This is a genomic window from Achromobacter sp. SX5 (assembly GCF_056711425.1).
In genome coordinates, this window is record NZ_CM160041.1 from 521,462 (window position 1) to 536,236 (window position 14,775).

General features: G+C 69.3%; 15 protein-coding genes. 1 reads left to right on the forward strand and 14 read right to left on the reverse strand.

The window, feature by feature from the left end; all coding sequences use genetic code 11:
• Positions 1 to 83 precede the first annotated feature (83 nt).
• Positions 84 to 1,097 carry a Bug family tripartite tricarboxylate transporter substrate binding protein gene (locus tag AC1M14_RS02450; protein ID WP_102773341.1) on the forward strand — a complete coding sequence of 338 codons (1,014 nt, stop codon included), beginning with the start codon at positions 84 to 86 and terminating at the stop codon, positions 1,095 to 1,097.
• 177 nt (positions 1,098 to 1,274) lie between these two features.
• On the opposite strand, the gene AC1M14_RS02455 is transcribed toward AC1M14_RS02450, so the two are convergent.
• The 14 genes from AC1M14_RS02455 to gtdA all read right to left on the reverse strand — a co-directional run bounded on the left by AC1M14_RS02455 (position 1,275) and on the right by gtdA (position 14,689).
• Positions 1,275 to 1,967 carry an ABC transporter ATP-binding protein gene (locus tag AC1M14_RS02455; protein ID WP_111826028.1) on the reverse strand — a complete coding sequence of 231 codons (693 nt, stop codon included), beginning with the start codon at positions 1,965 to 1,967 and terminating at the stop codon, positions 1,275 to 1,277.
• Complete coding sequence (locus AC1M14_RS02460; RefSeq protein WP_479730890.1) at positions 1,967 to 2,719, reverse strand: ABC transporter ATP-binding protein; 753 nt, start codon at positions 2,717 to 2,719, stop codon at positions 1,967 to 1,969. Before AC1M14_RS02460 ends, AC1M14_RS02455 begins: the two co-directional genes overlap by 1 nt.
• Positions 2,712 to 3,680, reverse strand: coding sequence for a branched-chain amino acid ABC transporter permease (locus AC1M14_RS02465; protein ID WP_102773344.1), 969 nt, complete (start codon positions 3,678 to 3,680; stop codon positions 2,712 to 2,714). The genes AC1M14_RS02460 and AC1M14_RS02465 overlap by 8 nt, the downstream gene beginning before the upstream one ends.
• An 11-nt stretch (positions 3,681 to 3,691) precedes the next feature.
• Complete coding sequence (locus AC1M14_RS02470) at positions 3,692 to 4,606, reverse strand: branched-chain amino acid ABC transporter permease (RefSeq protein ID WP_102773345.1); 915 nt, start codon at positions 4,604 to 4,606, stop codon at positions 3,692 to 3,694.
• Between the two features lie 55 nt (positions 4,607 to 4,661).
• Positions 4,662 to 5,843 (reverse strand): ABC transporter substrate-binding protein, encoded by a 1,182-nt coding sequence (locus tag AC1M14_RS02475; RefSeq protein ID WP_479730891.1) that lies wholly within the window; start codon positions 5,841 to 5,843, stop codon positions 4,662 to 4,664.
• 27 nt (positions 5,844 to 5,870) lie between these two features.
• Positions 5,871 to 7,094, reverse strand: coding sequence for a 3-hydroxybenzoate 6-monooxygenase (locus AC1M14_RS02480; RefSeq protein WP_102773347.1), 1,224 nt, complete (start codon positions 7,092 to 7,094; stop codon positions 5,871 to 5,873).
• 18 nt (positions 7,095 to 7,112) lie between these two features.
• Entirely contained in the window at positions 7,113 to 8,465 is a 1,353-nt protein-coding gene (locus AC1M14_RS02485; RefSeq protein WP_479730892.1) for an FAD-dependent oxidoreductase, read from the reverse strand.
• 39 nt (positions 8,466 to 8,504) lie between these two features.
• On the reverse strand, positions 8,505 to 9,518 hold the full coding sequence (locus tag AC1M14_RS02490) for a Bug family tripartite tricarboxylate transporter substrate binding protein (protein WP_479730893.1): 1,014 nt from the start codon (positions 9,516 to 9,518) through the stop codon (positions 8,505 to 8,507).
• Positions 9,511 to 9,897 carry a chorismate mutase gene (locus tag AC1M14_RS02495; protein WP_111826022.1) on the reverse strand — a complete coding sequence of 129 codons (387 nt, stop codon included), beginning with the start codon at positions 9,895 to 9,897 and terminating at the stop codon, positions 9,511 to 9,513. Before AC1M14_RS02495 ends, AC1M14_RS02490 begins: the two co-directional genes overlap by 8 nt.
• Positions 9,894 to 10,532 (reverse strand): maleylacetoacetate isomerase, encoded by a 639-nt coding sequence (maiA, locus tag AC1M14_RS02500; protein WP_102773351.1) that lies wholly within the window; start codon positions 10,530 to 10,532, stop codon positions 9,894 to 9,896. Before maiA ends, AC1M14_RS02495 begins: the two co-directional genes overlap by 4 nt.
• Positions 10,533 to 10,584: 52 nt before the next feature.
• Positions 10,585 to 11,553 carry a tripartite tricarboxylate transporter substrate binding protein gene (locus tag AC1M14_RS02505; protein WP_102773352.1) on the reverse strand — a complete coding sequence of 323 codons (969 nt, stop codon included), beginning with the start codon at positions 11,551 to 11,553 and terminating at the stop codon, positions 10,585 to 10,587.
• 49 nt (positions 11,554 to 11,602) lie between these two features.
• Complete coding sequence (locus AC1M14_RS02510; RefSeq protein WP_479730894.1) at positions 11,603 to 12,862, reverse strand: flavin-dependent oxidoreductase; 1,260 nt, start codon at positions 12,860 to 12,862, stop codon at positions 11,603 to 11,605.
• Between the two features lie 2 nt (positions 12,863 to 12,864).
• Positions 12,865 to 13,563 (reverse strand): fumarylacetoacetate hydrolase family protein, encoded by a 699-nt coding sequence (locus tag AC1M14_RS02515; RefSeq protein WP_479730895.1) that lies wholly within the window; start codon positions 13,561 to 13,563, stop codon positions 12,865 to 12,867.
• A gap of 73 nt (positions 13,564 to 13,636) precedes the next feature.
• The gene (gene gtdA / locus AC1M14_RS02520; protein ID WP_111826021.1) at positions 13,637 to 14,689 is read right to left on the reverse strand and encodes a gentisate 1,2-dioxygenase; all 1,053 of its coding nucleotides are present in this window, start codon (positions 14,687 to 14,689) and stop codon (positions 13,637 to 13,639) included.
• Between the last annotated feature and the right edge of the window lie 86 nt (positions 14,690 to 14,775).

Genomic DNA, 14,775 nt, shown 5'->3' on the forward strand with positions numbered 1-14,775 from the left:
TTCGACGGTATTGCTTTGTTACCATCTCCGCGGCCTGGAGTATGCTACTGACCGCAATCATTCCAGAGCGAGGAGAACAATCAATGAAGCCCACCCCCCGCAGCGCGATGCGCCGCGCCCTGCTGCAAGGCGCCGTGGCGCTGGCCGCGACCCTGCCTTTCTGCGCGCCCGCCGGCGCCGCCGCCGACTTCCCGACCAAGCCGCTGCGCTTCGTCGTGCCCTATCCGCCCGGCGGTCCGCTGGACACCATGGCCCGCATGCTGGCCGAGAAGGTGCGCGGCTCGCTGGGCCAGCCCGTCATCGTCGAGAACCGCTCGGGCGCGGGCGGCAATATCGGCGCCGACCTGGTGGCCAAGGCGCCGGCCGACGGCTATACGCTGGTGATGGGCGCGGTCGCGACCCACGCGATCAACCCCTGGCTGTTCGCCAACCTGCCGTACGACCCGGTGAAGGACTTCGCGCCCGTCACCATCGTGGCCTCGGTGCCCAACGTGCTGGTGATGAACCTGGAGTTCGCCCAGAAGAACAAGATCGAAAAACTGTCCGACCTGATCGCCTACGCCAAGCAGAATCCCGGCAAGCTGAACTACGGCTCGGGCGGCAACGGCAGCGCCGGCCACCTGTCGGGCGAGCTGCTGAAGGCGCGCGCCGGCATCAAGGTCGAGCACATTCCCTACCAGGGCGCGGCCCCGGCCCAGCTGGCGCTGCTGTCGGGCCAGTCGGACTTCATGTTCGACAACCTGGCGGCCTCGGCGCCGCTGATCAAGGACGGCAAGGTCAAGGCGCTGGCCGTCACCACGGCCCAGCGTTCCTCGCTGCTGGCCGACGTGCCGACGGTGGAGGAATCGGGCGTCAAGGGCTTCGACCTGGGCACCTGGTTCGGCGTGTTCACCACGGGCGGCACGCCCGCCCCGGTGGTCGCCAAGCTGAACCAGGCCTACGCCGAAGCGATGCAGCAGCCCGACGTCAAGCAGCGCCTGCTGACGATGGGCTCGGAAGCCGGCCCGATGACGCCCGAGGCGTTCGCCGCCTTCGTCAAGAGCGAGAAGGCGAAGTACCAGGAGATCGTGAAGATCTCGGGCGCCAGCCTGAACTGAGCGCGGGGGGGAGCTGATGGGTTTCGCGCGATTCGCGTCGGCATTTTTGCCGGCGGCTTGCCGCGCTACACCCATCCTACGCCTTCGGGCCCCCTGACGTAGGATGGGTGTAGCGCGAGATCCCTTGGGCAAGAATCCGAATGCAGAGCGCGCGAAACCCATCGGGCGCCGCCACGACTACACCCCCAGATACCGCTGCGCCAGCTCCGGCTGCGCGGCGAGTTCCGCGGGGCTGCCCTGCCAGACGACGCGGCCTTTTTCCAGCACGTGGTGGCGGTCGACCAGCGTGGCCATTTCCTTCAGGTTCTTGTCGATCACCAGGATGGTCTGGCCTTCCTCTTTCAGGCGGCGCAGGCAGTTCCAGATTTCCTGGCGGATCAGCGGCGCCAGCCCCTCGGTGGCTTCGTCCAGCACCAGCAGGCGCGGGTTGATGAGCAGCGCGCGGCCCACGGCCAGCATCTGCTGTTCGCCGCCGGACAGGGTGCGGGCCGACTGCGCGCGGCGTTCCTTCAGGCGCGGGAACAGCTCGAATACGCGCTCCACGTGCCAGCCCGCGCGGGTATTGCGGGCGGTGGCTACCAGGTTTTCCTCCACCGACAGCGAACCGAAGACGCGGCGGCCTTCGGGCACCAGGCCGATGCCCAGCTGCGCGATGCGGTGCGGGGGCAGGCCGGCGATGGGCTTGCCGTCGAGCAGGATGGCGCCGTCCTGGGCCGGCAGCATGCCCATGAGGGTCTTGACCGTGGTGGTCTTGCCCATGCCGTTGCGGCCGATCAGGGACACGACCTGGCGCGGCGCGATCTCGAGGTCCACGCCGAACAGCACTTTGCTTGCGCCGTAGCCGGCCTGCAATGCCTGGATTTGCAGCATCATTCCTCCTCGCCCAGATAGGCGGCGCGCACGTCGGGGTGGCGGCGCACCTCGTCCGGCGTGCCGGTGAAGATCGTCTTGCCGTAGACCAGCACGGTGATGCGGTCGGCCAGCGCGAAGACCGCGTCCATGTCGTGCTCCACCAGCAGGATGGCGTAGCGGCCCTTGAGTTCCCGCAGCAGCGCGGTCATGCGCTGCGATTCCTCCGCGCCCATGCCGGCCATGGGCTCGTCCAGGAGCAGCACCGACGCGTTCAGGGACAGCGCCATCGCCAGCTCCAGCTGGCGTTTCTCGCCATGGGCCAGCGCCGAGACGCGCACGTCGCCGCGTCCGTCCAGGCCGACGCGCGCCAGCGCCTGGCGCGCCGGCTCGCGCAGCTGCGGCAGGCGGCGCGCATTCTTCCAAAGATTGAAGCCGCCCGGGCTGTGCGCCTGCACCGCCATGGCGACGTTGTCCTCGGCGCTGAAGTCGGGATAGAGCTGGCTGATCTGGAAGGAACGGGCCAGCCCGGCGGCCGGCCGCTTGTGCGCCGGCATGCGGGTGATGTCGTGGCCGTCGAGCAGGATGCTGCCGGCGTCGGGCAGGATCTCGCCGCTGATCTGCGACAGCAGCGTGGTCTTGCCCGCGCCGTTGGGGCCGATCAGCGCATGCAGTTCGCCCGGCCGCACGGCCAGGTTGACGCCCTGCGTGGCGTGCACGGCGCCGAAGCGCTTCTGCAGGTCGCGGATCTCGAGTTTGGGTTGCTCAGCCATGATGCTTGCCTCCCGCCAGCCAGCCGTACACGCCGCGCTTGCCGAACAGCACCACCAGCACCAGCACCGGGCCGAGGATCAGCATCCAGTGCTCGGTCCAGGCCGTGGCGACCTGCTCCAGCCCCAGGTATACGGCCACGCCCAGCACCGGCCCGAAGATCGAGCCCATGCCGCCCAGGATGACCATGGCCATCAGTTCGCCGGATTTCTGCCACGCGGCCATGTCCGGGCTGACGAAGAGCGCGTAGTTGGCCCACAGCGCGCCGGCCAGGCCGGTGCCGGCGGCCGACAGCACGAAGGCGGTGAGGCGGTAGCGCAGCGGCGCCAGGCCCAGGCCGACGCTGCGCCGCGGGTTCTGCCTGATGCTCTGCAGCGCCATGCCGAAAGGCGAATCGACGATGCGCCGGCAGGCCAGCACCCAGGCCGTCAGGAGCGCCAGGCAGACGTAGTAGAAGGTGGCGGGATGGTTCATGTCCAGCCCGGGCAGGGTGTTGCGCGCGTCGATCGACAGGCCGTCGTCGCCGCCGTAGACCATCAGGCCCACGAGGATGAAATACAGCATCTGCCCGAACGCCAGCGTGATCATGATGAACTGCACGCCCGAGGTGCGCAGCGACAGGAATCCCACCACCAGCCCGGCCAGCGCCGCGGCCGCGACGGCCAGCGGCCACATCACCAGCGCGGCTTCGCTGCCGCTCCAGCCGAACAGCGTATCGCCCTGGCTCATGTGAAAGCCGACGATGCCGATCACGTAGCCGCCCAGGCCGAAGAAGGCGGCGTGGCCGAAGCTGACCATGGCGCCGTAGCCCAGGATCAGGTCCAGGCTGACCGCGGCGATGGCGTAGATGAGAAAGCGGGTCATCAGGTTGACCAGGAAGGTCTCGCCCGTGGCCGACGCGATGGCCGGCACCAGGGCGAACAGCAGGAACCCGATCGTGTTGACGATCATTTTTCGAGTCATGGGTATCGTTCCTAACGCTGGGCGGGCACCAGCCCGCGCGGCTTGAACAGCAGCACGATGGCCATCAGGATGTAGATGCTGGCCGACACCAGGCTGGAGCTGGCGGAATCGGACAGCTCGGGCGGCAGCAGCCGCGACATCCAGAACGGGATGTAGGCGCGTCCCAGCGCGTCGGTCATGCCGATCATGAGCGAGCCCGCCAGCGCGCCGCGCACCGAGCCCACGCCGCCCACCACGATGACCACGAAGGTCGTGATCAGGATGCGTTCGCCCATGCCGATCTCCACCGCCAGCAGGGGCGCGGCCATGACGCCGGCGAAGCCGCACAGCAGGGCGCCCAGCGTGAAGATCAGCGTGAACAGGCGCTGGATGTTCACGCCCAGCGCGTCGACCATCTCGCCGTCGTCGGCGCCGGCGCGCACCAGCATGCCGACGCGGGTGCGCGAGATCAGCAGCCACAGCCCGATCGCCACCAGCACGCCGGCGCCGATGAAGGCCAGCCGCATCACCGGATAGTTCAGGCCCGGCAGCAGCGCCACCGACCCCGACAGGAACGGCGGGATGTCCATGAAGGGCGGGCTGCGGCCGAACAGCACCGTGACCAGCTCGTTGGTGAACAGCGTCAGGCCCAGCGTGGCCAGCACCTGGTCCAGGTGGTCGCGGCGGTACAGGTGGCGGATCACCAGCAGCTCGACCACCAGGCCGTACAGGGCCGCGCCGGCGAGCGCGGCCAGCAGCGCCGCGGCGAACGAGCCGGTGGCGGCCGCGGCGCTGGCCGCGCAGAACGCGCCCACCATGTAGAACGAGCCGTGCGTGAGGTTGATGACGTTCATGATGCCGAACACCAGCGTCAAGCCCGCCGACAACAGGAACAGCAAGGCGCTGTATTGCAGGCCGTTCAAGACCTGCTCCAGGAACATCAGCATGGAAACTCCTTGTGGAGCGGGGCGGGGGGCGGCCGCGGCCGGCCCCCGTCCTGGCCTACATCTTGCATTGCGCCGCGTGCACGTCGGTGTGGTCGCGGGCGATGACCTTGAGGTTCTTGTAGGTCAGCTTGCCGTCCGGCCCGGCTTCGATGTGCAGCAGATACCAGTCCTGGACCGGATGCTGGTTGGGCCCGAACTTGAACTTGCCGCGCACGCTGGGGAAGTCGGCGCGGCGCAGCGCGGCGCGGAAGTCGTCGGCGCGGCCGGCGACGTCGCCGTCCACGGCCTTCAGCGCCGAGCCGATCAGGTTGGCGGTGTCGTAGGCCTGCGCGGCGTAGGCCGTGGGTGCGCGGTTGTAGGCCTTGGTGAAGGCTTCGACGAAGTGCTTGTTCTGCGGATTGTCCAGGTCGGCGCTCCACAGCGAGCTGAGGTAGAAGCCCGCGCCGGCGTTGCCGGTGGCGGCCAGCATGCGGTCGTCCATGGAGTAGATCGGCGTGATCATCTTGATCTGGCCGGCCAGTCCGGAATTGGCGAACTGCTTGGTCAGGTTGATGCCCGCGCCGCCCGGATGGAACTGGAAGATGGCGTCGGGCTTGAGCGAGCGGATGCGCGCCAGCTCCACCGAGAAGTCGGCCTGTTCCAGCTTGGTGTAGATCTCGTCGGCGATCTCGCCCTTGTAGGTGCGCTTGAAGCCGGCTACCGCGTCGCGTCCGGCCTGGTAGTTGGGTGCCATGATGACCACCCGCTTGGCGCCCAGCTCATTGGCCGCGATGCCCGCGGTGTCGGCGTAGGAGTCGTTCTGGAAGGCCACCGAGAAGTAGTTCGGGTTGCAGGCCTTGCCGGCGTAGTTCGACGGGCCGGCGTTGAGGCTGACGTAGAAGGCGCCGGCGTTCAGCACGGTGGGGCCGACCGCCGCCATCACGTTCGAGAAATTGATGCCGGTGAACAGGCGCACGCCGCTTTGCACCATCTTGTCGGCGATCTGCTTGGCGTTGGCGGGCTTGAGCGCATCGTCCTCCACGCGCAGGTCGACCGGCACGCCGCCCAGCTTGCCGCCGCCTTCCTTGATGGCCAGCATGAAGGCGTCGCGCTCGTCCTCGCCGATGTAGCCGGCCGGCGTGGACAGCGTGCCGATGAAGCCGATCTCCACCGGCTTGGTCTGCGCGGAGGCGGCGAACGAGGACAGCGCCAGCGCGAGGGCGAGGGCGGCGGCCGCGCCGCCTAAGGTCTTTTTCATGGTTGTCTCCTGAGTCTGTTTTTGTGTTTACTGCGCCGTATTCCCCGCGAGGCAGTTTTCCACTTTCCAGCCGTACAGCCACTGCAACGCGTCGTAGAACTGGGACTGGCTGCGGCCGGTCCACAGCATGTTGCGCACGGTGCGTTCGACGCCCCGCGCGTGATAGAGCCTGCCCATCTCGCGGGTGGACCACACCACGCGCGCGCTGCGCGGGATGCGGACCGACTCGTAGAGGCGGAAGGCGGCTTGCAGGTCGTGGCCGCATCGGCGCACGGCCTCGCCCAGCGTCACCGCGTCCTCCAGCGCCATGCAGGCGCCCTGGGCCATGTACTGGGTCATGGGGTGGGCGGCGTCGCCCAGCAGGGTGGCGCGTCCCTGGCCCCAGCGTTCCACGGGCTCGCGGTCGGCGGTGGCCCAGCGTTTCCAGGAGGTGGGGCGGTCCAGCATCTGGCGCGGGCGCGGATGGATGCCCTCGAAGTAGGACAGCACCTCTTCCTTGCTGCCCTCGCGCACGCCCCATTGCTCCTGTTCGCGGCTGTGGAAGGTGACCACCAGGTTGTATTGCAGCCCGCCGCGCAAGGGGTAGTGCACCAGGTGGCAGTGCGGGCCGGCCCACAGCACCGGCGCGTTGATGCGCAGCTCTTCGGGCATGTTCTCGCGCTCGACCACGGCGCGGTAGACGACGTGGCCGGTCACGCGGGCCGGGTCGCCCACCATGTGTTCGCGGATCACGGACTTCACGCCGTCGGCGCCCACCAGCGCGTCGGCGCGGTAGCGGTTGCCTTCGGTGTCCGTCACTTCCACGCCCTTGCCGTCCTGCGACATCGCGGCGATCTGGGTGGAGGTGCGAAAGCGGATGAGCGGATTCTGCTGCACCGCCTCCAGTATCGACAGATGGATGTCGGCGCGGTGGATGACGGCGTAGGGGCCGCCGAAGCGCTCGCGGAACGCCTCGCCGGTGTCGATGCGCACCACTTCGTGGGCATCGACCGCGTCCATCATGATGATGTGGTCGGTGAACACGGCGCGTCCGCGCGCCGCCGCGCCCACGCCCAGCGCGTCCAGCGCCGCGAAGGCATTGGGGCCGAGCTGGATGCCGGCTCCGATCTCGCCGATATGGGCGGCCTGCTCCAGCAGCTGCACCGCGACGCCCTGGCGGGTCAGCGCCAGCGCGGCGGCCAGGCCGCCGATGCCGCCGCCGACGACGATGACGGATTGTCCGGTGGCTTGAGGGTTATTGCTTGCGTTCATGTTCGGCTTGCGCTCCGTTCAGTCCTGGCCGCCCAGGAAGGCGCCTTGCTGCCGCAGCTGGGCCTGCAGGGCGGAAATGGATATATCGGCCGGCGCGACGCCGGCGCGCAGCGCCATCGCCGCGGCGGTGCCCGCCGCTTCGCCCATCACGAAACAGCTGCCGCTCACGCGCGCGGCGGATTGGCCTTCGTGCGTCATGGACGCGCAGCGCCCGGCCACCAGCACGTTGTCCGCCACGTCCGGGCCGGGGCGCGGCACCAGCATGCGAAACGGCAGCTGGTTGTAGCCGCGCGATTGCGGAATGGGCGGCCACAGCCACTGCACGTCGCCGGCGGTATGCATTTCCAGCGGCCAGCCGTTGACGCCGATGCTGTCCTCGAAGTCGGCGCAGCCCAGCACGTCGTCCTTGCTCAGCACCGCGGCGCCCACGAGCCGGCGCGTTTCGCGGATGCCGAGCTGGGGCGCGATGTCCAGCACATAGGCCTGCTCGAAGCCGGGCACTTTGGCGCGCAGGAACGCGAGGTACCGCACGATCTGGCGGCGGCCTTCCAGCTCGCCGGCCGACAGCGAGTCGGCGTCGGTGCCGTCGGCCGCGCTGCCGTCGGCGTTGGCCAGCTGGGTGACGTTGACGCGCCATTCGTAGTCGTGCTTTTGCGGCCGCACGATGGCGCCGCGGCGCGGAAACGTGAACTCGCCGCTGGCGGCGGCCTGGTCCATCAGCTGCGGAATGGTTTTCCACGCCTCCTGGGCGCGCGCGCCGTCCACGTTGCCGACCTTGAACATCAGCGTGGGATAAAGCATGCGGCCGCGCTCATCGCCCTTTTCGAAAGGCAGGCCGGCCCAGCGCGCGATCTCGGCGTCGCCGGAGCAATCGATGAAGATGCGGGCCCGCACCGCGCAGCGCCCCGACTTGGTTTCCAGGAACAGCGCATCGGCCCGCCCGTCCTCGCCGCGCGACAGCCCCGTGGCCAGGGCATGGAACAGCACCTGCGCGCCGCTGGCCTGGACCATGTCGTCGGCGGCGCATTTGAAAGCCGAGATGTCGTAGGCCTGGGCGTGGATCTTGCCGAGGATGAGATGCGGGTCGTTCAGGCCGTCCAAGGCGCGCATGCGGTCGAGCAGCTCGTCGGTCATGCCGTGCACGACCTGGCGGATGTCGCCGCGGACATTGGCGTGCAGCCCGCAGAAATTCGACACGCCGGCGGCCGTGCCCATGCCGCCGAGAAATCCGTAGCGCTCCGCCAGCAGCACGCGGGCGCCGTTGCGCGCCGCGCTGGCGGCGGCCAGCAGGCCGGCCGGTCCGCCGCCCAGCACGACGACGTCGAATTCGCCGTACAGCGGGGTCTGGCGGGCGGGTTCGGTGATGACCATCTGGTTCTCCTTGCGGGGGCCGGCGGCGCGTCCGTCGCCTTACTGCGCCTTGATGCCGAGCTTGCGGATCAGCGGCGCCCAGCGGTTGAGCTCATCGTCCATATAGGCGCGGAATTCGGCCGGCGTGTCGCCCACCGGGTCCATGAACTGGGCCTGCAGCCGCTTGGCGACTTCGGGGTCGCGCACTGCCTGGATCAGGGCGTCGGACAGCTTCTTGCGCACGTCGGCGGGCGTCCTGGACGAGATCACGAAACCGATCCACGCCGAGCCTTCGATGTCCGGCACGCCGGCCTCGGCCAGCGTCGGGATGTCGGGCAGCAGGGCCGAGCGTTTGGAGGAGGTGACGGCCAGCGCCTTCAGGCGGCCGTCCTTCACCATGGGCATGACGGCGATGGGCGGCAGCGCGGCGAATTGCGTATCGCCCGACAGCAGCGAACTGAGCGCGGCCGGCGAGGACGGATAGGGAACGTGGGTGGCGCGCGCGCCGATTTGCTGCAACATCAGTTCCACGGCCAGGTGCGAAACCGTGCCCGCGCCCGGCGACGGAAAGTTGTACTTGTCGGGGTTCTGCTTGAGCGCCTGCAGCAGTTGGCCCACGCTGCCGATGCCGGCCGCGGCGGGCACCACCAGCACGTTGGGCTGGTGCACCGCCAGCGTGAGCGGCGACAGGTCGGTGGCCGGCGCGTAGGGCAGTTTGTCGAAAAGCAGCGTGTTGTTGACCAGCGGCCCCGTGATGGACACGCCGAAGGTGTAGCCGTCGGGCTTGGCGTTGGCGATGGCGTAGGTGCCGATGTTGCCGCTGGCGCCCGGCTTGTTCTCGATGACGATGGCCTGGCCCAGAATGGCGCCGGCCTTCTCGCCGACGATGCGGGCCACCTGGTCGGGGCTGGAGCCCGGGCCGAACGGCACGATGGCCTTGAGCGGCTGGGCCGGCCAGGTTTGCGCATGCGCCGCGGCCAGCGGCGCCAGGGCGGCAAGCGCAAGCGCCAGCGCACGGCGGGCGATGCGGCGCACGGGCATGGCGGGGGCGGCCGGCGTCGAGAACTCAGGCATGGGTGTCTCCTCCCAGGTCTTGCATGGTGTCGAAGTACGTCTGCTCGTTGGCGATGAAGGCGGCGACCATCGCGCGGTAGGTGGCGTCGACCACCTGTTCCAGATTGGCGAAGCCCCGGTTGTGCGTCACGGCCAGCCGCCGCGCCTTGTCGTAGACCTGGGCCTGGCGGGCCGGCGCGCTGACCTGGAAGGCGTCGCGCTTGAAGCGCGCGGCGTCCTTGACGTACATGGCGCGTTCGGCGATCAGCTTCACGATCTCCTCGTCCAGCCGGTCGATGTTGGCGCGCACCTCGGCCAGCGTGGCGCACAGCGGCCGGTAGGCGGGATCGGTGTAGGCGCGCAGCGGCGCGCCCTGGGCGTCGGGTTCCCGGTTCGTCACTGGATGTAGTCCGGTTGGCGCGCCGGCGCGGCCTGCTGGAAGGCCGGGTGCGCGTTGCAGTGTTCGTGGACGCGCAGCACGCGCGGGTAGGGCGACAGGTCGCAGCCCATGCGCTGGGCGTTCGCCACCTGCGGCACCAGGCAGCAGTCGGCCAGCGTCGGCGCATCGCCGAAGCAGTACGCGCCGTGGCCGTGGCGGGCCAGCAGCGCCTCCACGGCGCCCAGGCCTTCGGCGATCCAGTGCCGGTACCAGTCGTTCCTCTGCTCCTCGGTCGCGCCCAGCACGTCCTTCAGATAGCGCAGGATGCGCATGTTGTTGACGGGATGGATGTCGCAGGAGATGGCGTCGGACAGCTCCAGCACGCGCGCGCGCTGCACGGTGTCGGCCGGGATCAGGCGCGGCTCGGGATGCGTGGCGTCCAGGTAGTCGATGATGGCCAGCGACTGCGACAGCCGGAACTCGCCGTCGACCAGCAGCGGCACGCCGGCCGAAGGATTCAGGGCCACGTAGTCGGCGCCGCGCTGTTCCAGCTTGCGCAGGTTCACGGCCAGGTAGTCATAGGGCAGCCCCTTGAGCGCTAGCGCGATGCGCACGCGGTAGGAGGTGGAGCTGTTGAAGAAGCTGTGGAGTTGCATGGGATGGGTAGGGTCGAGTGGGTGGTCCGTGGAAGGATCGGGGCCGGCGCCGCTATTGCGCGGTGATTCCGGTTCGGGCGACGACGTCGTCCCAGCGTTTGGCGTCGCGGGCGATCAGGGCGCCGAACTCGGCCGGGGTCGAGGTGGCGGGGACCATGCCCTGCGCATCGAATGCGGCGGCGGTGGCCGGTGTCTTGAGGATGCCGTTGATCTCGCGGTTCATGCGGTCGAGGATGGCCGCCGGCGTGCCCCGGGGCGCCAGCACGCCGTACCACATGTCCACGTCCGCGCCTTGCAGGCCGGCCTCGGTCAGGGTGGGCGTGTCGGGCAGCTGCGGCAGGCGCCTGGGGCTGCCGGTGGCGATCACTTTGAGCTTCCCGGCCTGCACCTGCGGCAGCGCCACGTGCACCGGCAGGAACATATAGTCCAGCCGGCCGCCGAGCATGTCGGTGACCGCGCCCGAGGTGCCCTTGTAGGGGACGTGCAGCATGGCGGCGCCGGTGCGGTCCAGGAACAGCGCCATCGACAGGTGATGGGGCGTGCCCACGCCCGGCGTTCCGTAGCTGAGCTTGCCGGGCGCGGCCTTGGCTGCCTGGACCACGTCGGCAACCGTGTTGGCGGGATTGGAAGGATGCGTCACCAGCAGCAGGGAGCCCCAGGATGTCAGGCCCACGGGCGCGAAATCCTTCAGCGGGTCGAACCGCAGCTTGCCCTTGTAGAGGCTGCTGTTCATGACAAACGTGTTCACCGTCACCAGGAAGGTGTAGCCGTCGGGGGCGGCGCGCGCCGCTTTTTCGGTGCCGATGTTGCCGCTGGCGCCCGCCAGGTTTTCGACCACGACCGGCTGGCCCAGCGTCCGCGGCAGGCTGGCGGCCAGCTGGCGGGCGATCAGGTCGATGCCGGTGCCCGGCGTGAAGGGCACGATCAGCGTGACCGGGCGCTCAGGCCAGGATGCGGCGTGGCCGGCGGCGCAGCCGAAAGCGAATGCCGCCGTGGCCAGGATGCGTATGAGCTTGCGCATGGTTCGTCTCCATTCTTGCGGCCGGTCGGGCGCCGGCTTGGGGCGCGTACTACACGTAGGGAGGCCGCGCTTTCAGCGCGGCCGGGTCGAAGCCCGCCACCTCCTTGTAGCGGCGCGATATTCCTTCCAGTTCTTCGCGGCCGATGACGTCTTCGATCCTGGCGTAGGGCCGGTCCGCCGAACGCAGGTGGACTTCGCGCAGGATCGCGTCGGGCGGGTTGCTGCGGTTGGTCAGCACGACCCGGGCGGTGGCCTCGACGCGGACGCGGTCGTAGTGCTGCAAGGCTTCGGGCTCCAGGCCGACGCGCTTGAGCTGGCCGGTCAGGTAGCGGGCGTCGACCACGGCCTGGCCGGCGCCGTTGGAGCCGCGCGGCACCATGGGGTGGGCGGCGTCGCCGAGCAGGGTCATGCGGCCGCGCGTCCAGGTGGGCAGCGGGTCCTGGTCCACCATCGGATATTCCAGGATCGAGTCGGCGTCCTGGATCAGGCGCGCGACGTCCAGCCAGTCGAAATGCCAGTCGGCGAAAGCCGGGAAAAAGTCTTCCAGCCGGCCGCTGCGGTTCCAGTCGCGCACGGCGGGTTCGGCAGCCTCGATCTCGGCCACCCAGTTCACCAGCTGGTTGCCCGCCGCGTCGATGTTGTCGCGGATCGGATAGATCACCATCTTGCCGGTGGACAGCCAGCCGGCGCGCACCATGCTGGCGCCGGACAGAAAGGGCTTGCAGCGCGTGGTGCCGCGCCACATGTTCACGCCGGAATAGCGCGGGGCGCCTTCCTGCGGATAAAGCTGCTTGCGCAGGGCCGAGTGGATGCCGTCGCAACCCACCGCGATGCGGCCGCGCACCGGGGGCAGGGCATTGCCGTCGTTGTCCTGGAAGCGCGCCGTGACGGAATCGGCGTCCTGTTCCACGCCGGTGCAGCGCGCATCGACGACCACGCTATCGTGGCCCAGGCGCTCGCGCACGGCGCCCAGCAGCGCCATTTGCAGATCGCCGCGGTGGATGGAATATTGTGGCCAGTCGTAGCCGGCGTCGATGCCGGCGGGCTCGCTGTAGATGAATTGCCCGTGCCGCGTGTAGAACACCGATTCGCGCGTGCGCACGGCGATGCGGTCGAGCACGGGCAGCAGGCCCAGTTCGTCCAGCTCGCGCGTGGCGTGGGGCAGCAGATTGATGCCCACGCCCAGGGGCCTGATTTCGCGCACCGCCTCATAGACGCGGCAGGCGATGCCGGCCTGGTGCAGGCTCAGCGCCAGGACCAGGCCGCCGACCCCGGCACCGATGATGACCACATCGGTATCTGTTTTCATGGCTACGCCACCTGCACGCTGAGCGTGCCCAGGCCGTCGACGCCGCCGACCATGCGGTCGCCGCGCACCACCGGGCCCACGCCCTCGGGCGTGCCCGTGTAGATCAGGTCGCCGGGCTCCAGGCGGAAGTAGCGGGAAAGATAGGAGACCGTTTCGGCGACCGACCAGATCAGCTTGCCGATGTCGCTGCGCTGCTTGTCGGCGCCGTTGACCTGCAGCCAGATGGCGGCGCGGCCGATGTCGGGCACCGAGGCGGCGGGGTGCAGCGGGCCGATGGGGCCGCTCTGGTCGAAGGCCTTGCCCAGTTCCCAGGGGCGGCCGGCTTCGCGCATTTTCATCTGCAGGTCGCGGCGCGTCATGTCCAGGCCCACGGCATAGCCCCAGACGTGTTCGAGCGCCTGTTCGACCGGGATGTCCGCGCCGCCGCGGCCGATGGCCGCCACCAGTTCGATCTCATAGTGGAAGTTGGCGGTCTCGGGCGGGTAGGGCAGCGTGAGCGTGCTGCCTTCGGCCACCGGCACCACGGCGTCGGCCGGCTTGCAGAAGAAGAACGGCGGTTCGCGGTCGGGATCGAAGCCCATTTCGCGGGCGTGGGCGGCGTAGTTGCGGCCCACGCAATAGACGCGGCGCACCGGGAAGCGCTGGTCGCTGCCGGCCACGGGCACGGCGACGGGAGCGGTGGGATCGAAGACGTAAGACATGGATCACCCAAGGAATGGATACGGATACGGGAAGGCCGCCGCCGGCGCGCCGGGCGCGGCGGCGAGGAAAATCTCAGCCGTTGCGGGCTTCGCGCCAGACGCCCAGCGCGTCCTGCACCGGACGGTCGGAGTAGCTGAAGAGCGTGGCGTCTTCCAGCGCGGCCAGCTCCACCGGCGCCCACGACGGCGCGACGAACACGTCGCGCGGACCGAAGTGGAACTCCTGCTCGCCGATGCGGGCGGTGCCGCGGCCCTCGACCACGCTATAGACGGTGGAATCGGTGCTGCGGTAGGGCTTGCCCTGGAAGCCGGCCGGCAGCAGCTGCATGAAGGTCGCCATCGTCGGCATCGGATAGCCGCCGGTGGCCGGGTTCAGGTAGCGCAGCTTCACGCCGTCCCAGGGGTCGAGCTCGCCGTGGCGGTAGAGCTGGTCCAGCGCCTCGCGGCTGCGCTCGTAGGGATAGTTGAAGATGGGCGAGGTGCCGCCGGCGGCCTGGTGGCGCACCGGCATCATGTTGTGGCCGTAGCGCGCCATGCTGTCGCCTTCGGGGCGGGTCACGGGCTGGGTGGCGGCGGGATAGTTCTCGGCGAAGCCCGCGTCCAGGAAGCGCAGCAGCGGGATGTCCAGGCCGTCCAGCCACACCACCGGCTCGCCGCCCTCGGCGGTCTCGGCGTTGCCGTGGTCGTGCCAGGTCCAGGACGGCGTGATGATGAAGTCGCCCGGGTGCATGGTGGTGCGTTCGCCATTGACGGCCGTGTAGGCCCCGCGGCCTTCGACGATGAAGCGCAGCGCCGATTGCGTGTGGCGGTGGCTGGGCGCGATTTCGCCGGGCAGGATCAGCTGCAGGCCGGCGTACAGGCTTTGCGTGATGCTGGCCTGGCCGGGCAGGCCGGGGTTTTCCAGGATCAGCACGCGCCGCACCGCTTCCTCGGCGCTGATGAGCGAGCCCGAGGCCATGACGTCGTCGCGCACTTCATCGTATTTCCAGATCGCCGGCACGCAGCGCGGCGCGGGTTCGCGCGGCACCAGGTTGTGCAGCGACTCCCACAGGGGAGCCATGTTCTTCTTGGCGATGCGCGCGTAATACGCGGCGCGATCGGCGGCGGGAAGGCGGCCGTCTTGCATGTCTCGTCTCCGGAATATCCGGCTGGCGCCGGGCCGCTCGTGTGGCGGCTGTGTCCTTATATGGAAACGATTATGCGCAAGGCAGC

Excerpts from the sequence above, each read along its gene's own strand:
- maiA (WP_102773351.1), bottom strand. The coding sequence starts at position 10,532 with ATGCAACTCCACAGCTTCTTCAACAGCTCCACCTCCTACCGCGTGCGC.
- AC1M14_RS02460 (WP_479730890.1), bottom strand. The coding sequence starts at position 2,719 with ATGGCTGAGCAACCCAAACTCGAGATCCGCGACCTGCAGAAGCGCTTC.
- AC1M14_RS02470 (WP_102773345.1), bottom strand. The coding sequence starts at position 4,606 with ATGCTGATGTTCCTGGAGCAGGTCTTGAACGGCCTGCAATACAGCGCC.
- AC1M14_RS02465 (WP_102773344.1), bottom strand. The coding sequence starts at position 3,680 with ATGACTCGAAAAATGATCGTCAACACGATCGGGTTCCTGCTGTTCGCC.
- AC1M14_RS02490 (WP_479730893.1), bottom strand. The coding sequence starts at position 9,518 with ATGCCTGAGTTCTCGACGCCGGCCGCCCCCGCCATGCCCGTGCGCCGC.
- AC1M14_RS02485 (WP_479730892.1), bottom strand. The coding sequence starts at position 8,465 with ATGGTCATCACCGAACCCGCCCGCCAGACCCCGCTGTACGGCGAATTC.
- AC1M14_RS02455 (WP_111826028.1), bottom strand. The coding sequence starts at position 1,967 with ATGCTGCAAATCCAGGCATTGCAGGCCGGCTACGGCGCAAGCAAAGTG.
- AC1M14_RS02475 (WP_479730891.1), bottom strand. The coding sequence starts at position 5,843 with ATGAAAAAGACCTTAGGCGGCGCGGCCGCCGCCCTCGCCCTCGCGCTG.
- AC1M14_RS02515 (WP_479730895.1), bottom strand. The coding sequence starts at position 13,563 with ATGTCTTACGTCTTCGATCCCACCGCTCCCGTCGCCGTGCCCGTGGCC.
- AC1M14_RS02505 (WP_102773352.1), bottom strand. The coding sequence starts at position 11,553 with ATGCGCAAGCTCATACGCATCCTGGCCACGGCGGCATTCGCTTTCGGC.
- AC1M14_RS02480 (WP_102773347.1), bottom strand. The coding sequence starts at position 7,094 with ATGAACGCAAGCAATAACCCTCAAGCCACCGGACAATCCGTCATCGTC.
- gtdA (WP_111826021.1), bottom strand. The coding sequence starts at position 14,689 with ATGCAAGACGGCCGCCTTCCCGCCGCCGATCGCGCCGCGTATTACGCG.
- AC1M14_RS02510 (WP_479730894.1), bottom strand. The coding sequence starts at position 12,862 with ATGAAAACAGATACCGATGTGGTCATCATCGGTGCCGGGGTCGGCGGC.
- AC1M14_RS02450 (WP_102773341.1), top strand. The coding sequence starts at position 84 with ATGAAGCCCACCCCCCGCAGCGCGATGCGCCGCGCCCTGCTGCAAGGC.